17 protein-coding genes are annotated in these 14,492 nt (G+C 69.7%); 3 read left to right on the top strand and 14 right to left on the bottom strand.

Going from position 1 to position 14,492, the window contains the following annotated elements:
• Positions 1-2: 2 nt before the first annotated feature.
• From rpsC to OG247_RS25865, 10 genes are all read right to left on the bottom strand, one after another.
• Positions 3-845, bottom strand: coding sequence for a 30S ribosomal protein S3 (rpsC, locus tag OG247_RS25910; protein WP_266955875.1), 843 nt, complete (start codon positions 843-845; stop codon positions 3-5).
• Complete coding sequence (gene rplV, locus OG247_RS25905; RefSeq protein ID WP_007265904.1) at positions 845-1,192, bottom strand: 50S ribosomal protein L22; 348 nt, start codon at positions 1,190-1,192, stop codon at positions 845-847. Before rplV ends, rpsC begins: the two co-directional genes overlap by 1 nt.
• 43 nt (positions 1,193-1,235) lie before the next feature.
• Complete coding sequence (gene rpsS, locus OG247_RS25900) at positions 1,236-1,517, bottom strand: 30S ribosomal protein S19 (RefSeq protein ID WP_023539342.1); 282 nt, start codon at positions 1,515-1,517, stop codon at positions 1,236-1,238.
• 12 nt (positions 1,518-1,529) lie between these two features.
• Positions 1,530-2,366, bottom strand: a complete 837-nt coding sequence (gene rplB, locus OG247_RS25895; RefSeq protein ID WP_112447748.1) for a 50S ribosomal protein L2 — start codon at positions 2,364-2,366, stop codon at positions 1,530-1,532.
• A gap of 39 nt (positions 2,367-2,405) precedes the next feature.
• A complete protein-coding gene (rplW, locus tag OG247_RS25890) occupies positions 2,406-2,729 on the bottom strand; it encodes a 50S ribosomal protein L23 (RefSeq protein ID WP_030154694.1) in 324 nt (107 codons plus the stop codon).
• Positions 2,729-3,379, bottom strand: a complete 651-nt coding sequence (gene rplD, locus OG247_RS25885; protein ID WP_327254486.1) for a 50S ribosomal protein L4 — start codon at positions 3,377-3,379, stop codon at positions 2,729-2,731. The genes rplW and rplD overlap by 1 nt, the downstream gene beginning before the upstream one ends.
• Before the next feature lie 4 nt (positions 3,380-3,383).
• A complete protein-coding gene (gene rplC, locus OG247_RS25880; RefSeq protein ID WP_112447750.1) occupies positions 3,384-4,028 on the bottom strand; it encodes a 50S ribosomal protein L3 in 645 nt (214 codons plus the stop codon).
• A 14-nt stretch (positions 4,029-4,042) separates the two neighbouring features.
• Entirely contained in the window at positions 4,043-4,351 is a 309-nt protein-coding gene (gene rpsJ / locus OG247_RS25875; protein ID WP_003948644.1) for a 30S ribosomal protein S10, read from the bottom strand.
• A gap of 465 nt (positions 4,352-4,816) precedes the next feature.
• Positions 4,817-5,965: a hypothetical protein gene (locus tag OG247_RS25870; RefSeq protein ID WP_327254485.1), complete on the bottom strand. Its 1,149-nt coding sequence runs from the start codon at positions 5,963-5,965 to the stop codon at positions 4,817-4,819.
• Between the two features lie 87 nt (positions 5,966-6,052).
• Positions 6,053-7,858 carry a hypothetical protein gene (locus OG247_RS25865; protein ID WP_327254484.1) on the bottom strand — a complete coding sequence of 602 codons (1,806 nt, stop codon included), beginning with the start codon at positions 7,856-7,858 and terminating at the stop codon, positions 6,053-6,055.
• 90 nt (positions 7,859-7,948) lie between these two features.
• Here OG247_RS25865 and OG247_RS25860 point away from each other — a divergent pair, with 90 nt between their 5' ends.
• On the top strand, positions 7,949-9,610 hold the full coding sequence (locus OG247_RS25860; protein WP_327254483.1) for a hypothetical protein: 1,662 nt from the start codon (positions 7,949-7,951) through the stop codon (positions 9,608-9,610).
• Positions 9,611-9,612: 2 nt separating this feature from the next.
• Here the strand turns inward: OG247_RS25860 and OG247_RS25855 are convergent, their stop codons facing one another.
• The 4 genes from OG247_RS25855 to rfbD form a co-directional block, all read right to left on the bottom strand.
• Positions 9,613-10,512 carry a glycosyltransferase family 2 protein gene (locus OG247_RS25855; RefSeq protein ID WP_327254482.1) on the bottom strand — a complete coding sequence of 300 codons (900 nt, stop codon included), beginning with the start codon at positions 10,510-10,512 and terminating at the stop codon, positions 9,613-9,615.
• A gap of 6 nt (positions 10,513-10,518) precedes the next feature.
• Positions 10,519-10,950 (bottom strand): DUF2304 domain-containing protein, encoded by a 432-nt coding sequence (locus OG247_RS25850; RefSeq protein ID WP_327254481.1) that lies wholly within the window; start codon positions 10,948-10,950, stop codon positions 10,519-10,521.
• Positions 10,947-11,636 carry a glycosyltransferase family 2 protein gene (locus OG247_RS25845; RefSeq protein ID WP_327254480.1) on the bottom strand — a complete coding sequence of 230 codons (690 nt, stop codon included), beginning with the start codon at positions 11,634-11,636 and terminating at the stop codon, positions 10,947-10,949. The genes OG247_RS25850 and OG247_RS25845 overlap by 4 nt, the downstream gene beginning before the upstream one ends.
• A gap of 154 nt (positions 11,637-11,790) precedes the next feature.
• Positions 11,791-12,711: a dTDP-4-dehydrorhamnose reductase gene (gene rfbD, locus OG247_RS25840; protein WP_327254479.1), complete on the bottom strand. Its 921-nt coding sequence runs from the start codon at positions 12,709-12,711 to the stop codon at positions 11,791-11,793.
• A 216-nt stretch (positions 12,712-12,927) separates the two neighbouring features.
• On the opposite strand from rfbD, the gene rfbA reads away from it, so the two are divergent.
• A complete protein-coding gene (rfbA, locus tag OG247_RS25835) occupies positions 12,928-13,803 on the top strand; it encodes a glucose-1-phosphate thymidylyltransferase RfbA (RefSeq protein WP_327254478.1) in 876 nt (291 codons plus the stop codon).
• Complete coding sequence (gene rfbC / locus OG247_RS25830) at positions 13,800-14,399, top strand: dTDP-4-dehydrorhamnose 3,5-epimerase (protein ID WP_327254477.1); 600 nt, start codon at positions 13,800-13,802, stop codon at positions 14,397-14,399. Before rfbA ends, rfbC begins: the two co-directional genes overlap by 4 nt.
• Positions 14,400-14,492 lie beyond the last annotated feature (93 nt).

Below are 14,492 nucleotides of genomic sequence, written 5' to 3'. Positions count from 1 at the left end.
GGTCAGGCCTCCGTTCCGGTGCTCTCAGCCGGAGCGGCGGCGGGAGCGTCGGCCTTGGGGGCCTCGGCACCAACAGCCTGCTGCGGCTTGCGGCCACCACGGCCGCCGCGCTCGCCACCACGGCCACCACGGCCGGCGGGACGGTCGCCAGCGCCGGCGGCACCACGGGCCGGGCGGTTACCCGCACGGGCCGCAGCGTTCTCGGCGCGAACCTCGGCGATGTTCTTGACGTCGCCCTTGTAGATCCAGACCTTCACACCGATACGGCCGAAGGTGGTCTTGGCCTCGAAGAAGCCGTAGTCCACGTTCGCGCGGAGGGTGTGCAGCGGCACACGGCCTTCGCGGTAGAACTCGGAGCGGGACATCTCGGCGCCGCCGAGACGGCCGCCACACTGGATCTTGATGCCCTTGGCGCCGGCCTTCATCGTGCCCTGCATGCTCTTACGCATGGCGCGACGGAAGGAGACGCGGGAGGAGAGCTGCTCGGCAACGGCCTGCGCGACCAGCTGAGCGTCGACCTCGGGGTTCTTGACCTCGAGGATGTTCAGCTGGACCTGCTTGCCCGTGAGCTTCTCGAGGTCGCCGCGGATGCGGTCGGCCTCGGCGCCACGGCGACCGATGACGATGCCCGGACGAGCGGTGTGGATGTCCACACGCACGCGGTCACGGGTGCGCTCGATCTCAACCTTCGAGATGCCGGCGCGCTCCATGCCGGACGTCATCATCCTGCGGATGGCGACGTCTTCCTTGACGTAGTCCTTGTACAGCTTGTCGGCGTACCAACGCGACTTGAAGTCGGTGGTGATGCCGAGCCGGAACCCGTGCGGGTTTACCTTCTGGCCCATTACCGGGAACCTTCCTTGCTGCTGACGACCACGGTGATGTGGCTGGTCCGCTTGCGGATCCGGTAGGCACGGCCCTGGGCACGCGGACGGAACCGCTTCAGGGTCGGGCCCTCGTCCACGTACGCCTCGCTGATGACCAGCGTGGAGGCGTCCGGGTGGTTGTAGTTGTGTGCGGCGTTGGCAATGGCGCTGTCAAGCACCTTGCCAACCGGCACGCTCGCGGCCTGCGGGGCGAAACGCAGGACCGCCTGAGCCTCCGTGGCATCCATGCCACGGATAAGGTCCACCACTCGGCGGGCCTTCATGGGCGTGACGCGGATGTACCGCGCCTGGGCCCTGGCTTCCATGGTTGTCCCTTCGGTGTAAGTCATAGTCGTAACCACCCCGCCTTTAGCGGCGCTTCGACTTCCGGTCGTCCTTGACGTGGCCGCGGAAGGTGCGAGTCGGCGAGAACTCGCCGAGCTTGTGGCCGACCATCGACTCGGTGACGAACACCGGGACGTGGATCTTGCCGTTGTGCACCGCGATGGTGTGACCCAGCATGGCCGGGATGATCATCGAGCGACGGGACCAGGTCTTGATGACGTTCTTGGTACCGGCTTCGTTCTGTACGTCCACCTTCTTGATGAGGTGTCCGTCGACGAAGGGTCCCTTCTTGAGACTGCGCGGCATCTAAACCCGCTCCTAGCGCTTCTTGTTCGTCTTGCGGCGGCGGACGATGTACTTGCTCGAAGCCTTCTTCGGCGAGCGAGTACGACCCTCCTTCTGACCCCACGGGGAGACCGGGTGACGACCACCGGAGGTCTTACCCTCACCACCACCGTGCGGGTGGTCGACCGGGTTCATCGCGACACCGCGGACGGAGGGGCGAACGCCCTTCCAGCGCATGCGGCCGGCCTTGCCCCAGTTGATGTTCGACTGCTCGGCGTTGCCGACCTCACCGACGGTCGCGCGGCAGCGCGCGTCGACGAGACGGATTTCACCGGACGGCATACGAAGGTGGGCCATGGTGCCCTCCTTCGCCAGCAGCTGCACGGAGGCACCAGCGGAGCGGGCGAACTTGGCGCCGCCACCGGGACGGAGCTCGATCGCGTGGATCGTGGTACCGACCGGGATGTTGCGGAGAGCCAGGTTGTTGCCGGGCTTGATGTCGGCCGTGGGGCCGTTCTCAATCCGGTCGCCCTGCTTCAGGTTCTTCGGCGCAATGATGTAGCGCTTCTCGCCGTCTGCGTAGTGCAGAAGCGCGATGCGCGCAGTGCGGTTGGGGTCGTACTCGATGTGCGCGACCTTGGCCGGCACGCCGTCCTTGTCGTGACGACGGAAGTCGATCACACGGTAGGCGCGCTTGTGGCCGCCACCCTGGTGTCGAACCGTGATCCGACCGGTGTTGTTACGGCCGCCCTTGCTGTGCAGGGGGCGGACCAGCGACTTCTCCGGCGTGGACCGCGTGATCTCGACAAAGTCGGCGACGCTGGAGCCACGACGGCCCGGGGTCGTCGGCTTGTACTTGCGGATACCCATTTCTCAGTCCTCGTCCGATTCCGGACGACTAGACCTCCGTTAGGAGGCCTGGCCGCCGAAGATGTCGATTCGGTCGCCCTCAGCGAGGGTCACGATGGCGCGCTTGGTGTCAGCGCGCTTGCCGAAACCGGTCTTGGTGCGCTTGCGCTTACCCTGACGGTTGATCGTGTTGACCCCGGTGACCTTGACCCCGAAGACCGCCTCGACGGCCTGCTTGATCTGAGTCTTGTTGGAGCCGGGCGCGACGATGAACGTGTACTTGTTCTCGTCCAGCAGCGCGTAGCTCTTCTCCGAGACAACCGGCTTGATCAGCAGGTCGCGCGGGTCAGTGAAGGTCTTGCTGGTAACGGTCGCCTCAGACATCAGGCGTCGCTCCCTTCGGTCTCATCGGCCTTGGGGCCAGACACGAAGGACTCGAAAGCGGCCTGAGTGAAGACCACGTCGTCAGAGACGATCACGTCGTACGTGTTCAGCTGGCCCGGCTCCAGGATGTGCACCTGGGGCAGGTTGCGGGCGGACAGCCACGCAGCCTCGTCGGCGCGCTCGACGACCAGGAGCACGTTCTTGCGCTCCGAGATCTTGCCGAACAGCGTCTTGGCGGCCTTCGTGGAGGCGGCACCCTCGACCACGCCGGTGACGACGTGGATGCGGGAGTGACGCGCACGGTCCGAGAGGGCACCGCGGAGGGCGGCGGCCTTCATCTTCTTCGGGGTCCGCTGCGAGTAGTCACGCGGCTGCGGGCCGTGGACGACGCCACCGCCGACGAACTGCGGAGCGCGGGTGGAACCCTGGCGAGCGCGGCCGGTGCCCTTCTGGCGGTACGGCTTGCGGCCACCACCACGGACTTCGCCACGACGCTTGGTCTTGTGCGTGCCCTGACGGGCAGCAGCCAGCTGAGCGACAACGACCTGGTGGATCAGCGGAACGCTGGTCTTCGCGTCGAAGATCTCCGCGGGGAGCTCGACGGTACCGGCCTTGTCGCCTGCCGGCGAAAGGATGTCAATGGTGCTCATTACCTCAAGCCCCCTTGGCCGCGGTACGGACCAGGACGAGGCCGCCGTTCGGACCGGGGACCGCACCCTTGATGAGGAGCAGACCCTTCTCCGCGTCAACCGCGTGGATGGTCAGGTTCTGGGTGGTGACGCGCTCGTTACCCATACGACCGGCCATGCGCATGCCCTTGAAGACACGCCCAGGGGTGGCGCAGCCACCGATCGAACCGGGGGAGCGGTGCTTGCGCTGGACGCCGTGCCCTGCGCCGAGGCCCTTGAAGTTGTGACGCTTCATGACACCGGCGAAGCCCTTGCCCTTGCTGTTGCCCGTGACGTCAACCTTGACGCCGGACTCGAACACGGCAGCCGTGATCTCCTGGCCGAGCGTGTACTCGCTGGCGTCGGAGGTACGGAGCTCCACCAGGTGGCGGCGGGGGGTGACGTCGGCCTTGGCGAAGTGACCCTTGAGGGGCTTGTTCACCTTGCGCGGGTCGATCTCGCCGAAGGCGATCTGGACCGACTCGTAGCCATCGATCTCGTTCTTACGGACCTGGGTAACAACGCAGGGCCCGGCCTTGACCACGGTCACCGGGACGACACGGTTGTTCTCGTCCCAGACCTGGGTCATGCCGAGCTTCTCGCCCAGGACGCCCTTGATCTGCTTTGCCATCTTCTCCGTGCCTCTCAGAGCTTGATCTCGATGTCAACGCCGGCCGGAAGGTCCAGGCGCATCAGCGAGTCAACGGTCTTGGGCGTCGGGTCGAGGATGTCGATCAGGCGCTTGTGAGTGCGCATCTCGAAGTGCTCGCGCGAGTCCTTGTACTTGTGCGGCGACTTGATGACGCAGTACACGTTCTTCTCAGTGGGCAGCGGCACCGGGCCCGCGACCGACGCACCAGTGCGCGTCACCGTCTCGACGATCTTCTTCGCCGACGAATCGATGACCTCGTGGTCGTAGGCCTTGAGCCGGATGCGGATCTTCTGTCCCGCCATGGCTACTCCGTAGTCCTGTCTGTTGTGGAAACGCTCTGGTTCTCGGCCGGCTGCGGATCGCTCCGCCGCTCTCCTCCGACCCACGCGGTCGGGCGTGTCGCGCTCCCTCTACAGAAAATTCCCATACGGAAATTCCCTCGTCCAAGGGGGCGCGGTCCCAAGACCGCAGATCGGGGGCAAACACCCACCGAGTACCTGGCAGGCACCGTGCTGACGCTTCCCAGAAGATTCCCGTACGTCCGCCCCATTGCTGCCCCGAGAGGCAGGTAAGGCGACGAGTACTGTGGGACTCGCTTCCGGTCCTCCCGGCGGGAGGCGCGCAGCATCGGCACACGGCCGAGCAACTTGAGTAGTCTGCCATACGAGACACGTATGGCGCCAATCGGGCGGAAGAGAATACCCCGCCACGCTGAGTGGTCAAACTGCACCACGCGGCGGGGGTCCCCTTGCCGGTCCGGCGCCCCCTCAGGAGCGCGACATCCTGCCGCAGCCCCCCTGTCGACCGGCTTCCAGCGGGTTGCTGCGGTCGTACGGGTCCACCGGAGCGCCGGAGGGCGTCGGCCGGGTGCGGGCGTCCTCGTCGAAGACGGGGTGCAGGAATCCGTCGTGGACGTCGCATCCGGCGTTGGACAGGTCCACCGCGACCCGGTCGAGCCAGAGCTTGCCCGCCGTGGCCTTCCACTTGCGCGGATCGGCGATGGAGAAGGCGATCTCGCGTCGCACGATGGATCGCTCGACCTGCTCGGCGCCCGGCGTCGCCTTCACGAACGGGTACACGAACGTGTAGTCGACCAGCACCCTGGCCCTGCCGGCCTCCTCGCCGGGCTCCACCCACATCCGGCCGCGGACCTTGACCACGTCGCCCGCGGGCTTCAGCTCCGCCGGGTTCGCCCGGGTGAAGAGGTTCAGCGGGTCGTTCTCCTTGCCCGGGGCGGTCAGGGACCGCTCCGGGCGGAGCGGGCTGTCCTCGACCGCGGGATCGAGCAGGTCCAGCGCCGCCGCGGGGCGCTCCCCGCGCAGGGTCGCCGGGTCCAGGTTGGCCGTGACCAGGAACTGCTTGACCTTCGCCAGCGCGTCGGCGACCTGCTCCTCGCTCATTCCGCCGACGGCCTGGGCCCGCGGCACCTCGATGCCGGCCGCCCCGTCGGCCCACTGGAGGGCCGGGGAACCCCGGAACGGGTCGGAGAGTGTCGGCCGGTCCGGGTCCACCGAAGTGGGCGGGCCGCTCGGGCGCGCCGTCTCGGCCGACAAGGGCTGCCGCGCCTTCGCGTCCTGGTCGGCCTTGCCGGTGAGCTTGTCGATGACCAGCTCCGGCCGGACGGCGATCAGCGCGAGGGCCGCGACGAAGGCGATCGCCAGCGCTGCCTTGAGCCGGCGCCCGCCCCTCCCCCGCTGCCGCGCGGTGACGCCGGCCCGCCAGGCGGGCGGCCCCTCGTGGCCGCGCCGGGACTCCTCCTCGCGCAGCCGCGCGGTCACCATGCGCGCCCGGGCGGACGGCTCCTTGGGCGCCTCCCCCGCGCCCGCCTCGGCCTGTGCCAGGAACCGCGCCCAGTCCTCGTCGGAGACGGCCGGCGCCTCCGGCCCGTCCGGTCCTTCGGCGTGCTTCTTCCCCATGTCCCCCACCCCGGTCGTCAGTGCAGAAATCGATCTTCCCATCGACCACGGGTTCGACCAGCAGGTGCCCCGTCCCGGCGCGGGCCCTCAGCGGTGGCGCCAGAGCACCCACCCGTGCGTCGTGTTCACCGCGGCCGCGTACCAGCCCGCGGGCGCCGTCGGCCAGCTGTCCTGCGGCCTCGCGTCCTTCGGGGTCAGCCCCAGTACGGCCGCGTCCGCGGCGGCCGGCGGCTGCTCACCGTGCCTGAGGTCCCTGGTCCAGACCCGCCCGTCGTACACCTCGTATCCCTGGGCCATCCGCAGGTCCCAGTTCGCGCTCGGGTCCATCACCAGGTTCTCGCCCGGCCGGAGCCCCGCCGATGTGGTGAAACCGGTGGCGGCGGCCTTGCGCTGCTTCGTGTGCGGCTCGGCCACGTTCGAGGTGACGGCGGTCGTCGCGTAGATCGCGAACAGGGACAGCGACACCGCCACGGCCCAGACCACCCGGCGCCCGCCGGCCAGCCGGAAGAGCACGCAGACGGCGAACACCAGCAGCGCGCCGGCGATCGTCCGCCCCATGTGCAGCCGCGTCCACTCCGAGGCCAGGAACAGCGCGTCCGGCATGCCCCACGGGATGATGCCCACCTTGTGGAGGCCCTTGCCGACCACCAGGATGACGAACTCCGCCGTGACCAGGGTGAACAGCACCGCCCCCGTCGCCAGCCGCAGCAGCGCACCGGTTCGCGCCCGCGCCAGCACCGCGGCACCCACCACGAAGAACGCCGGCACCAGCGGGGCCAGGTAGCGGGCGTAGACCCAGTTGTCGATCCGGCCGTGGTCGTCCGGCAGTCCCGCGGCCGAGGCGAGCGCGATCCCGCACAGCAGGGCGACCATGACGAAGGAGACCACCCGCGAGGCCCGGGTGAAACGAGAGCTGAACACCGCGAACGCGCACAGGACGACGGCGAGCGCGCCGAAGCCCCAGGACGAGACCGAGAAGTACCAGAACTGGCCGATCGTACGGGTCACCGTGCGGCGCAGCAGTTCGGGTTCGACCAGGGCGTCCAGGACCTTCGTGCCCACCGAGCTCGGCGGCGTGTCCTTGAACCGCGCCTCCAGCCAGACGGACAGCAGCCGGGCGCCCAGGACGGAGACGGCGAGTCCGCCCCAGGCCGCGAGCGTGGACCGCGGGGGCGCCCACCTGAAGACGAGTGCGCCCACGAAGACCGCCGCCGTCAGGGCCACCACGACCCCGCCTCGGTCGTGCACCGCCATGGAGTAGCCGGCCAGCAGACCGGCCCCGGCCCCGTACCGCGCGCGGCGGCGCGTGTCGCCCTCGCTCAGCCAGCCGTGCAGGGTGATCAGCCAGCCGAGGAGGACCGCGGGGAGCACGGTGTCGGCCATGGCGAACTCGGAGTAGAAGACCACGGGCGGCATCAGCGCGGCCGCCGTGGCGATCGGGAACGAGAGTCCCCTCGACAGGTCGAGCCTGCGCAGCGCGGCGAAGGCCAGGAGGAAGACGAGCGCGTTGAGCAGCGTGTTGATGCCCATGACCAGCTGGTACGCGGTGATCGGATCGTCCGCGATCCGCAGGGCCGGGGAGATGAGCAGCGCATAGCCGCCGGGGATGACCGATCCGACCGGCATCTCCGTCGTCGGCCGCCCGGCGAGCACCCGGGCCAGCACGAGGTACGAGGACTCGTCCGCGTGGACCGCCGGGTAGGCCTTGCCCCACACCAGGGAGAGGCGGAACAGCACCTGCGCGACGTATCCGGCGGTGAGCGCCGCCGGCCAGAACCACCGCCGGCCGGCGAAGGACTCCCACTCCCGCCGTGCGAGCGGCCGCTCGGTCCCGGCCGGCTTGCCCGCCCGCTCAGGAGCGGACGTGTCGTTCACTCCGACCTTGCCCATCATTTCGGTTCCCGCCTTCAACTCTGGTACGTCCTGTTCACGTTGGGACCGCTCGCCGAGGCGGGCGGTCTCCTGGAGGTAAAGTCCGCGGACATGACCGTCACCGCTCCCGTGCCCGTCCCGGTAGCCGAACACCGGGCCCCGAGCGGCTCCAGTGGCCGCATACCTCGCGCCTTCGCCCTCACGGCCGCCGAAGCGGCCGCGTCGGTTCTCGCGGCCCTGCTCCTCGTCGTCCTGAGCAAGCGCCTCGAAGTGAATCCCCTGCAGCGGGTCGGGCAGGTCAGCGGGCTGGCCGGCATCCAGCTGCGGCTGCTGGTGCTGCTGGCCGCGACCGTGGTGCTCTACCTGGTCCTGTCCCGGTGGATGCCCGGCGCGGCGGTGCGGATCAGCGCGGCGGCCGTGGCCGGCCTGGCCACCGGGGTGACCGCGAGCGGCAGCGTGGTGGCCCTGCGGGGAACCAGCTGGCCGTACAACGGGTACGGCGGTGACATCGGGAACCTGCAGCAGTGGGCGTTCCACGTCATGGACGGGGTGCCCCTGCCGGCCGAGTACCCGCCCGGCTTCCCGCACGTGCTGGCATGGACCTCCCAGCTGTTCTTCGACGGCAACGCCTCGCTCGCCGTCAAGTGGGTGATGATCGGCTTCCTGGCGGTCTCCGGCCCGGTCGCCTACCTGGCCTGGCGCATGCTGCTGCCCCCGCTGTGGGCCCTCGGCATCGGTGTCACGGCGTCCCTGACGCTGATCGAGCCGTACAAGCCGTATTCCCCGATCGTCCTGATCGTCGTCATCCCCGTGCTGGCCAAGCTCGCGCAGGTGGTGACGGATTCCTCGAAGCTCGGACGCAAGCGCTCCCTCGCGATCGGCGCGGGTCTCGGAGCGCTTCTCGCCGCGCTGTTCCTGCTGTACGCGGGCTGGTTCGTGTGGTCCGCGGTCGGCGTGATCGTGCTCTTCGCCGTGGTGCTGACCGGCCGCGCCCGCGCCGGCGGGAAGCGCGCCCTGCTGGAGGCGCTGCCGCCGCTGGCGGCCGCCTCCCTCGTCTTCCTCGCCCTGGCGGGGCGCTACCTGATCCGGCTGCTCGGCGCGAGCGGAGCGACCCGGGACACCTACTTCTACTTCGACACCGCCACCGACCCGGCCTACTTCGCCTCGTCGGGCACCGCGTTCCCCGGCCCGCTGCGCTCCCTCGGGTGGCCGCTGCCGGGCGAGCTCGGCGGCGTCGGCCTCTTCACGATCCTGCTGGTCGTCGGCCTGGGTGCGGCCATCGCGCTCGGCCTGCGCCGGCCGCTGGTGCTGACCCTGGCGGCCTGCACCGGCAGCGCCTTCCTGCTGCGCTACTGGTACGCCTCGCACATGGCGGCCGACGGCGCCGTGCAGCTGTACCCGCGCACCAGCCTGCAGATCGTCTACTGCATGCTCGCGCTGTCGGGCGTGGCCGTGTACCTCGGCGTACGGCGCGTCCGGGCGTGGGCCCGCGCCAACGAGGTGCGGTTGCCCGGACGCGAGACCCTGCGGGCAGGCGGGCGCAGGCCCCGGGCCGCCGTGATCGGGGTCCTGGTCTCGCTCGGGCTCCTCTTCGGCTCGGCCGGATCGTCCACGGCCGACACCTACATGCCCAGGCCCCCCTCCGAGAACACCCTCGGCACCCTGGCCTGGACGGCGCACACGACGGGAATGCCCAACGGCACGTGCCCGAAGTACGCACCTCACGGAAAGTGCACGCCGTACGACCCGCTGAAGCGCACGAAGAAGGACTGAGCTCACCCCCGCCCGGTGGTGAAGACGTGCCGGGCCAGCGTGCGGACGCCCGCCCCGTGCCCCCGGCGCAGTGCGCCGGGCAGCATTCCGAGCGCGTGCAGGCGGGAGCCGTGGTGGAGCCGGGCCGCGCGGGCGGCCCTGGGCCAGCCGCGGGCCTCCATCCGCTCGGCGACCGCCGAGAAGTAGCGCTCGGCCTCGGTGAAGCGGGTGCCGGAGAGGGCCTGGACGGAGGACTCGCTGGCCGCGTGCCGGCGGTAGCGGAAGACCGTGGTGGACTCGTCGATCACCATCCGCTCGCCGGCTTCGAGCAGGTCCACGACGAGGGCCAGGTCCAGGATCACCGAGTAGTCGTCCCGGAAGTTCACCTGGCGCAGCGCCGGGCCGCGCCAGGTGATCGACGGGAAGTAGAGCCAGTTCCCGCGCAGCAGGCCGGCGGCCGGCTCCTCACCGGCCATCACCCTCCGGCCCTTCACCCGCGGGGCGAACATCCACCGCTTGGCGGCGTCGGGCAGGCCCCGCGTGACCCGGCCCGCGCCGTCGATCACCTCGACGCCGGGCTGGACCATGCCGATCCCGGGGTGGGCGCCGAGGATCCGGCGCACGGTCTCCAGGTAGTGCGGGTGCAGCAGATCGTCGCAGCCCATGATGACCACGTGGTCGGCCTCGGAGAGCTCGACGCACTTCTGGAAGTTCCTCGTGATGCCGAGGTTGCGCTCGTTGCGGAGGTACCGCACCCGTGCGTCGCCCAGCCCCTGGAACCAGCCGGGCACGTCCGGCTCCTCGCCGTCGTCGATCACGACGAGCCGGAAGTCGCGGTCGGTCTGCGCCAGGACGCTGCGGACCGCGTCCTGCATCTGCCGCACGTCCCCGTAGTAGGGGAGCATGAAGTCGAAGGACCCCATGGGACGTCAGGCCTTGAGGGAGTCCGCGCCGGAGGAGGACCCGGCGGCGGATCCGGCGGCGGGCCCGGCGGCGCCTTCGGGCGGTCCGAGCCGGACGTCGTTGTGCCGGACGCCTTCGTTGATGGCGACCGTCCGGGCGAGGTCGGTGATCTTCTGCTCCAGCGAGCGGAAGCGCAGGAAGGTGTTGAGCGTGAGGAAGCCCATCGCGAGGACCATCACGTAGAGCACGAGGTCGGTGCCCCGGCCGACACCGAGGTGCCGGGCGACCCAGGTGACGTCGGTCGGGCGGAGCACCGCGTACACGTTGACGACGACGAACACCGAAAAGGCAATTCGCTTCCAGGCCCGGTTCTTGGCCTGGCTCCAGGTCCGGATGAACACCAGCGCCATGGAAACGGAACCGGCGATGAGCAGCAGCTGGATCCAGAAATATTTCATCGACGCCCACGCTCCCGCAGTGAGATATCAAAAACGATGTTGACGCCGTTGATGAGGGACTGCCCCTTGGCACGCGAATAATCGGTGTAGAGGATGTCCACCGGTATTTCGGTGACCCGCAGGTCGGAGGCGGCAAGGAAACCGACGAGCTCGGAGGCGTGGGCCATGCCGTTCATGGTGATGTTCAGCCGCTCGGCGGCCTCGCGGCCCAGTACGCGCAGACCGTTGTGCGCGTCGGTGAGCCCCAGCTTGCGTGCGGTGGGGCTCACCGCGGCGGCCGTGCGCAGCACGACCTGCTTGATCCACGGCACCTGGCCGTTCCGCTCGATGAACCGGGAGCCGAGCACCACGTCGGCGGCGCCGTCCCGCAGGACCGCGACCATCGTCTCGACGTCCTTGGTCTGGTGCTGACCGTCCGCGTCGAAGGTCGCGAAGTACTGTGCGCCGGGCTGGGCGAGTGCGTACGTGAGACCGGTCTGCAGGGCCGCGCCCTGACCGAGGTTGACCGGATGCCGCACCAGGTGGGCGCCGGTGGTCGCCACGTGCTCGGCCGAATCGTCAGTGCTGCCGTCGTCGACGACGACGATGTTCGGAAACGTCTTGCGGGCCTCCTCGACCACGTCGGCGACCACTTGGCCCTCGTTGTAGGCGGGGATGACCAGCCAGACATCGTCGTACTCGGACACGGCAGCTCCAACGGAACGAGGCACGTAGGCGTGCCAGGCCTCTCACGGCGGCCGTATCTCGGGGCCCCAGGCGCCCCAACCTAGCCAGTTCGGGTTTCGCGAAGCTGGCGCGCAGGCAACGTTCACACGGACAGCGTGGTGTCGGGCGGGGTCCTCAACCCACCCTGCTTTCCCGGGCCGGACGGGCCAGAGCGGTGAAGCCGGGGGTGGCGAGGGCCTCGGCCAGCTGCTGGTGCCAGTCGCTCATCGGGGCCAGGCCCGCCCGGGCCCAGCGGTCGTGTGCGAGGACGCTGAAGGCGGGGCGGACCGCGGGCCGTACGAAGGAATCGGACGTGGTCGGACGGATCCGCTCGGGATCCAGGTCGCACAGCCGGTAGACCTCGCGCGCCAGCCCGCACCAGGTGGTCGCGCCGCTCGCGGTGCCGTGATAGATGCCCGCGGGGGCCCGGCCGGCCAGTGCGGCGCGTCCGAGCTCGACGAGCCGCCGGGCGAGCGCGGCGGACCAAGTGGGCTGGCCCTGCTGGTCGTCGACCACGTCGAGGGTGTCCCGCAGGGCGGCCAGCTTGAGCATGGTGGCGACGAAGTTCGGGCCGTGCTCCCCGTACAGCCAGGCGGTGCGGACCACGTAGCCGTTCCGCGGCAGGAGTTCGGCCACGGCCTGCTCGCCGATCAGCTTGGAGCGGCCGTACGCGTTCACCGGCCCGGTGGCCGCGTCCTCGGCGTAGGGCTCCGCGGCGTCGCCGGGCAGCACGTAGTCGGTGGAAATCTGCAGCAGGCGCGCCCCGTTGGCGGCGCAGGCCTCGGCGAGGATCCGTACGCCGGTGCCGTTGACGGCCGCGGCGGCCTCCTCGGCCGTCTCCGCGCCGTCCACGTCGGTCCAGCCGGCGCAGTTGACGACGAGGGTCACGCCCTGGAGGGCGGACCGGACGGCGGCCCGGTCGGTGATGTCGAGCTCGGCGCGGCCGAGGCCGACGGCCTCGATGGCATGGCGCCGCAGTTCTGCCAGGACGTCCCGGCCCAGCATTCCGGCCGCGCCCGTGACGAGCCAGCGGCCTTTACCCCGGTCACCGGTCACTTCTGCCGTGCCGCCTTCGTCTCGGCCCGCGGGGCGCATCCATATTCGGCGCCTCCGTTGCCGTAAGGCGGAATGTCCTTCTCCGATAACCGGTCGTTCCGTCTGGGCCGGAATCCGCCCCTCACCAGGATGCACATGAAGTGAACATTAGCCGCGTGCCGTACCGGGCACGGGCTTAACCGGAAACTGCCCCGCCCCCTCGCATACTGTGGCGCCATGCGTGGAATTCTCTTGGCCGGCGGCACCGGATCCCGACTCTGGCCGCTGACGCGGGCAGTTTCGAAGCAGCTGCTGCCCGTCTTCGACAAGCCGATGATCTACTACCCGCTCTCGACTCTGGTGATGGCCGGGATCAGCGAGATCCTCGTCATCACCACCCCGGACGACCGCGACCAGTTCGAGCGTCTGCTCGGCGACGGCTCGCAGTTCGGCATCCGGCTGGAGTACGCCGTCCAGGAACGCCCCGAAGGCATCGCCCAGGCCTTCGTCCTCGGCGCCGACTTCATAGGCGACGACTCCGTCGCCCTGATCCTCGGCGACAACATCTTCCACGGCAGCGGCCTCGGTACCCGCCTGGCGCTGCACACCGACTGCAAGGGCGGCCGGGTCTTCGCGTACCCGGTGGCGGACCCGACGGCGTACGGCGTGGTCGAGTTCGACGAGGACGGCCAGGCGATGTCCATCGAGGAGAAGCCTGAAAAGCCCAAGTCCCGCTACGCCGTGCCCGGCCTGTACTTCTACGACAACCAGGTCGTGGAGATAGCCCGCGGGCTGAAGCCCAGCGACCGGGGGGAGCTGGAGATCACCGCCGTCAACGACGCGTACCTCCAGGCCGGACAGCTGAAGGTCACCATCCTCGACCGCGGTACCGCCTGGCTGGACACCGGCACCTTCGTCTCGATGGTGCAGGCCTCGGAGTTCGTGCGCGTGATCGAGGAACGCCAGGGCTTCAAGATCGGCTGCATCGAGGAGGCCGCCTGGCGGGCGGGCCTGATCGACTCCGCGCAGCTGCGCACGCTGGCCGAGCCGCTCACCAAGAGCGGTTACGGGGACTACCTGATCGGTCTGCTCGAAGAGGAGGCCGCACGATGAAGTTCCGCGAGCTCTCCATCGAGGGCGCCTTCGAGATCACGCCCCAGCAGCACGGTGACCCGCGCGGCATGTTCATGGAGTGGTACCGCTTCGACCGCCTCGCCGAGGTCGTCGGGCACCCGCTGAAGCTGGCGCAGGCCAACCTCTCGGTCTCCCAGCGCGGCGTGGTCCGCGGCATCCACTTCGCCGACGTCCCGCGCGGCCAGGCCAAGTACGTCACCTGCGTGCGCGGCGCCGTGCTCGACGTCATCGTGGACGTCCGGGTCGGCTCCCCGACCTTCGGCCGCTGGGAAGGGGTCCGCCTGGACGACCTGGACCGCCGCGCCGTCTACCTCCCCGAGGGCATGGGCCACGGCTTCTGCGCGCTGACCGATGACGCCACCTTGTCCTACCTCTGCTCGGAGACGTACAACCCGACGGGTGAGCACTCGGTCCACCCGCTCGACCCCGACCTGGGCATCGACTGGCCGGCGGACGTTCCGCTGCTGTCGGACCGTGACGACGCGGCCCCCTCGCTGGCCGAGGCCATCGCGTCCGGGCTGCTGCCGGACCACGCCGCCTGCGTCGAGTTCACGGAGTCCCTGCGGGGGAAGTAGCCGCCGATCGGGATGCCCGCGTACGCGAGAGGGCCGCGCCCCCGGGGGTGCGGCCCTCAGCACGTGTGCCCGTACGAGGAAGGGCCCCTCCCC

The sequence above is a fragment of the Streptomyces sp. NBC_01244 genome, assembly GCF_035987325.1.
Lineage (GTDB): Bacteria > Actinomycetota > Actinomycetes > Streptomycetales > Streptomycetaceae > Streptomyces.
The sequence above is the reverse complement of the archived record's forward strand: the minus strand, read 5'-3'. Positions and strand labels throughout refer to the sequence as shown.

Excerpts from the sequence above, each read along its gene's own strand:
- rplD (WP_327254486.1), bottom strand. The coding sequence starts at position 3,379 with ATGAGCACCATTGACATCCTTTCGCCGGCAGGCGACAAGGCCGGTACC.
- OG247_RS25860 (WP_327254483.1), top strand. The coding sequence starts at position 7,949 with ATGACCGTCACCGCTCCCGTGCCCGTCCCGGTAGCCGAACACCGGGCC.
- rpsC (WP_266955875.1), bottom strand. The coding sequence starts at position 845 with ATGGGCCAGAAGGTAAACCCGCACGGGTTCCGGCTCGGCATCACCACC.
- OG247_RS25855 (WP_327254482.1), bottom strand. The coding sequence starts at position 10,512 with ATGGGGTCCTTCGACTTCATGCTCCCCTACTACGGGGACGTGCGGCAG.
- rpsS (WP_023539342.1), bottom strand. The coding sequence starts at position 1,517 with ATGCCGCGCAGTCTCAAGAAGGGACCCTTCGTCGACGGACACCTCATC.
- rpsJ (WP_003948644.1), bottom strand. The coding sequence starts at position 4,351 with ATGGCGGGACAGAAGATCCGCATCCGGCTCAAGGCCTACGACCACGAG.
- rfbC (WP_327254477.1), top strand. The coding sequence starts at position 13,800 with ATGAAGTTCCGCGAGCTCTCCATCGAGGGCGCCTTCGAGATCACGCCC.
- rplV (WP_007265904.1), bottom strand. The coding sequence starts at position 1,192 with ATGGAAGCCAGGGCCCAGGCGCGGTACATCCGCGTCACGCCCATGAAG.
- OG247_RS25865 (WP_327254484.1), bottom strand. The coding sequence starts at position 7,858 with ATGATGGGCAAGGTCGGAGTGAACGACACGTCCGCTCCTGAGCGGGCG.
- OG247_RS25870 (WP_327254485.1), bottom strand. The coding sequence starts at position 5,965 with ATGGGGAAGAAGCACGCCGAAGGACCGGACGGGCCGGAGGCGCCGGCC.
- rplB (WP_112447748.1), bottom strand. The coding sequence starts at position 2,366 with ATGGGTATCCGCAAGTACAAGCCGACGACCCCGGGCCGTCGTGGCTCC.
- rplW (WP_030154694.1), bottom strand. The coding sequence starts at position 2,729 with ATGTCTGAGGCGACCGTTACCAGCAAGACCTTCACTGACCCGCGCGAC.
- OG247_RS25850 (WP_327254481.1), bottom strand. The coding sequence starts at position 10,950 with ATGAAATATTTCTGGATCCAGCTGCTGCTCATCGCCGGTTCCGTTTCC.
- rplC (WP_112447750.1), bottom strand. The coding sequence starts at position 4,028 with ATGGCAAAGCAGATCAAGGGCGTCCTGGGCGAGAAGCTCGGCATGACC.
- rfbA (WP_327254478.1), top strand. The coding sequence starts at position 12,928 with ATGCGTGGAATTCTCTTGGCCGGCGGCACCGGATCCCGACTCTGGCCG.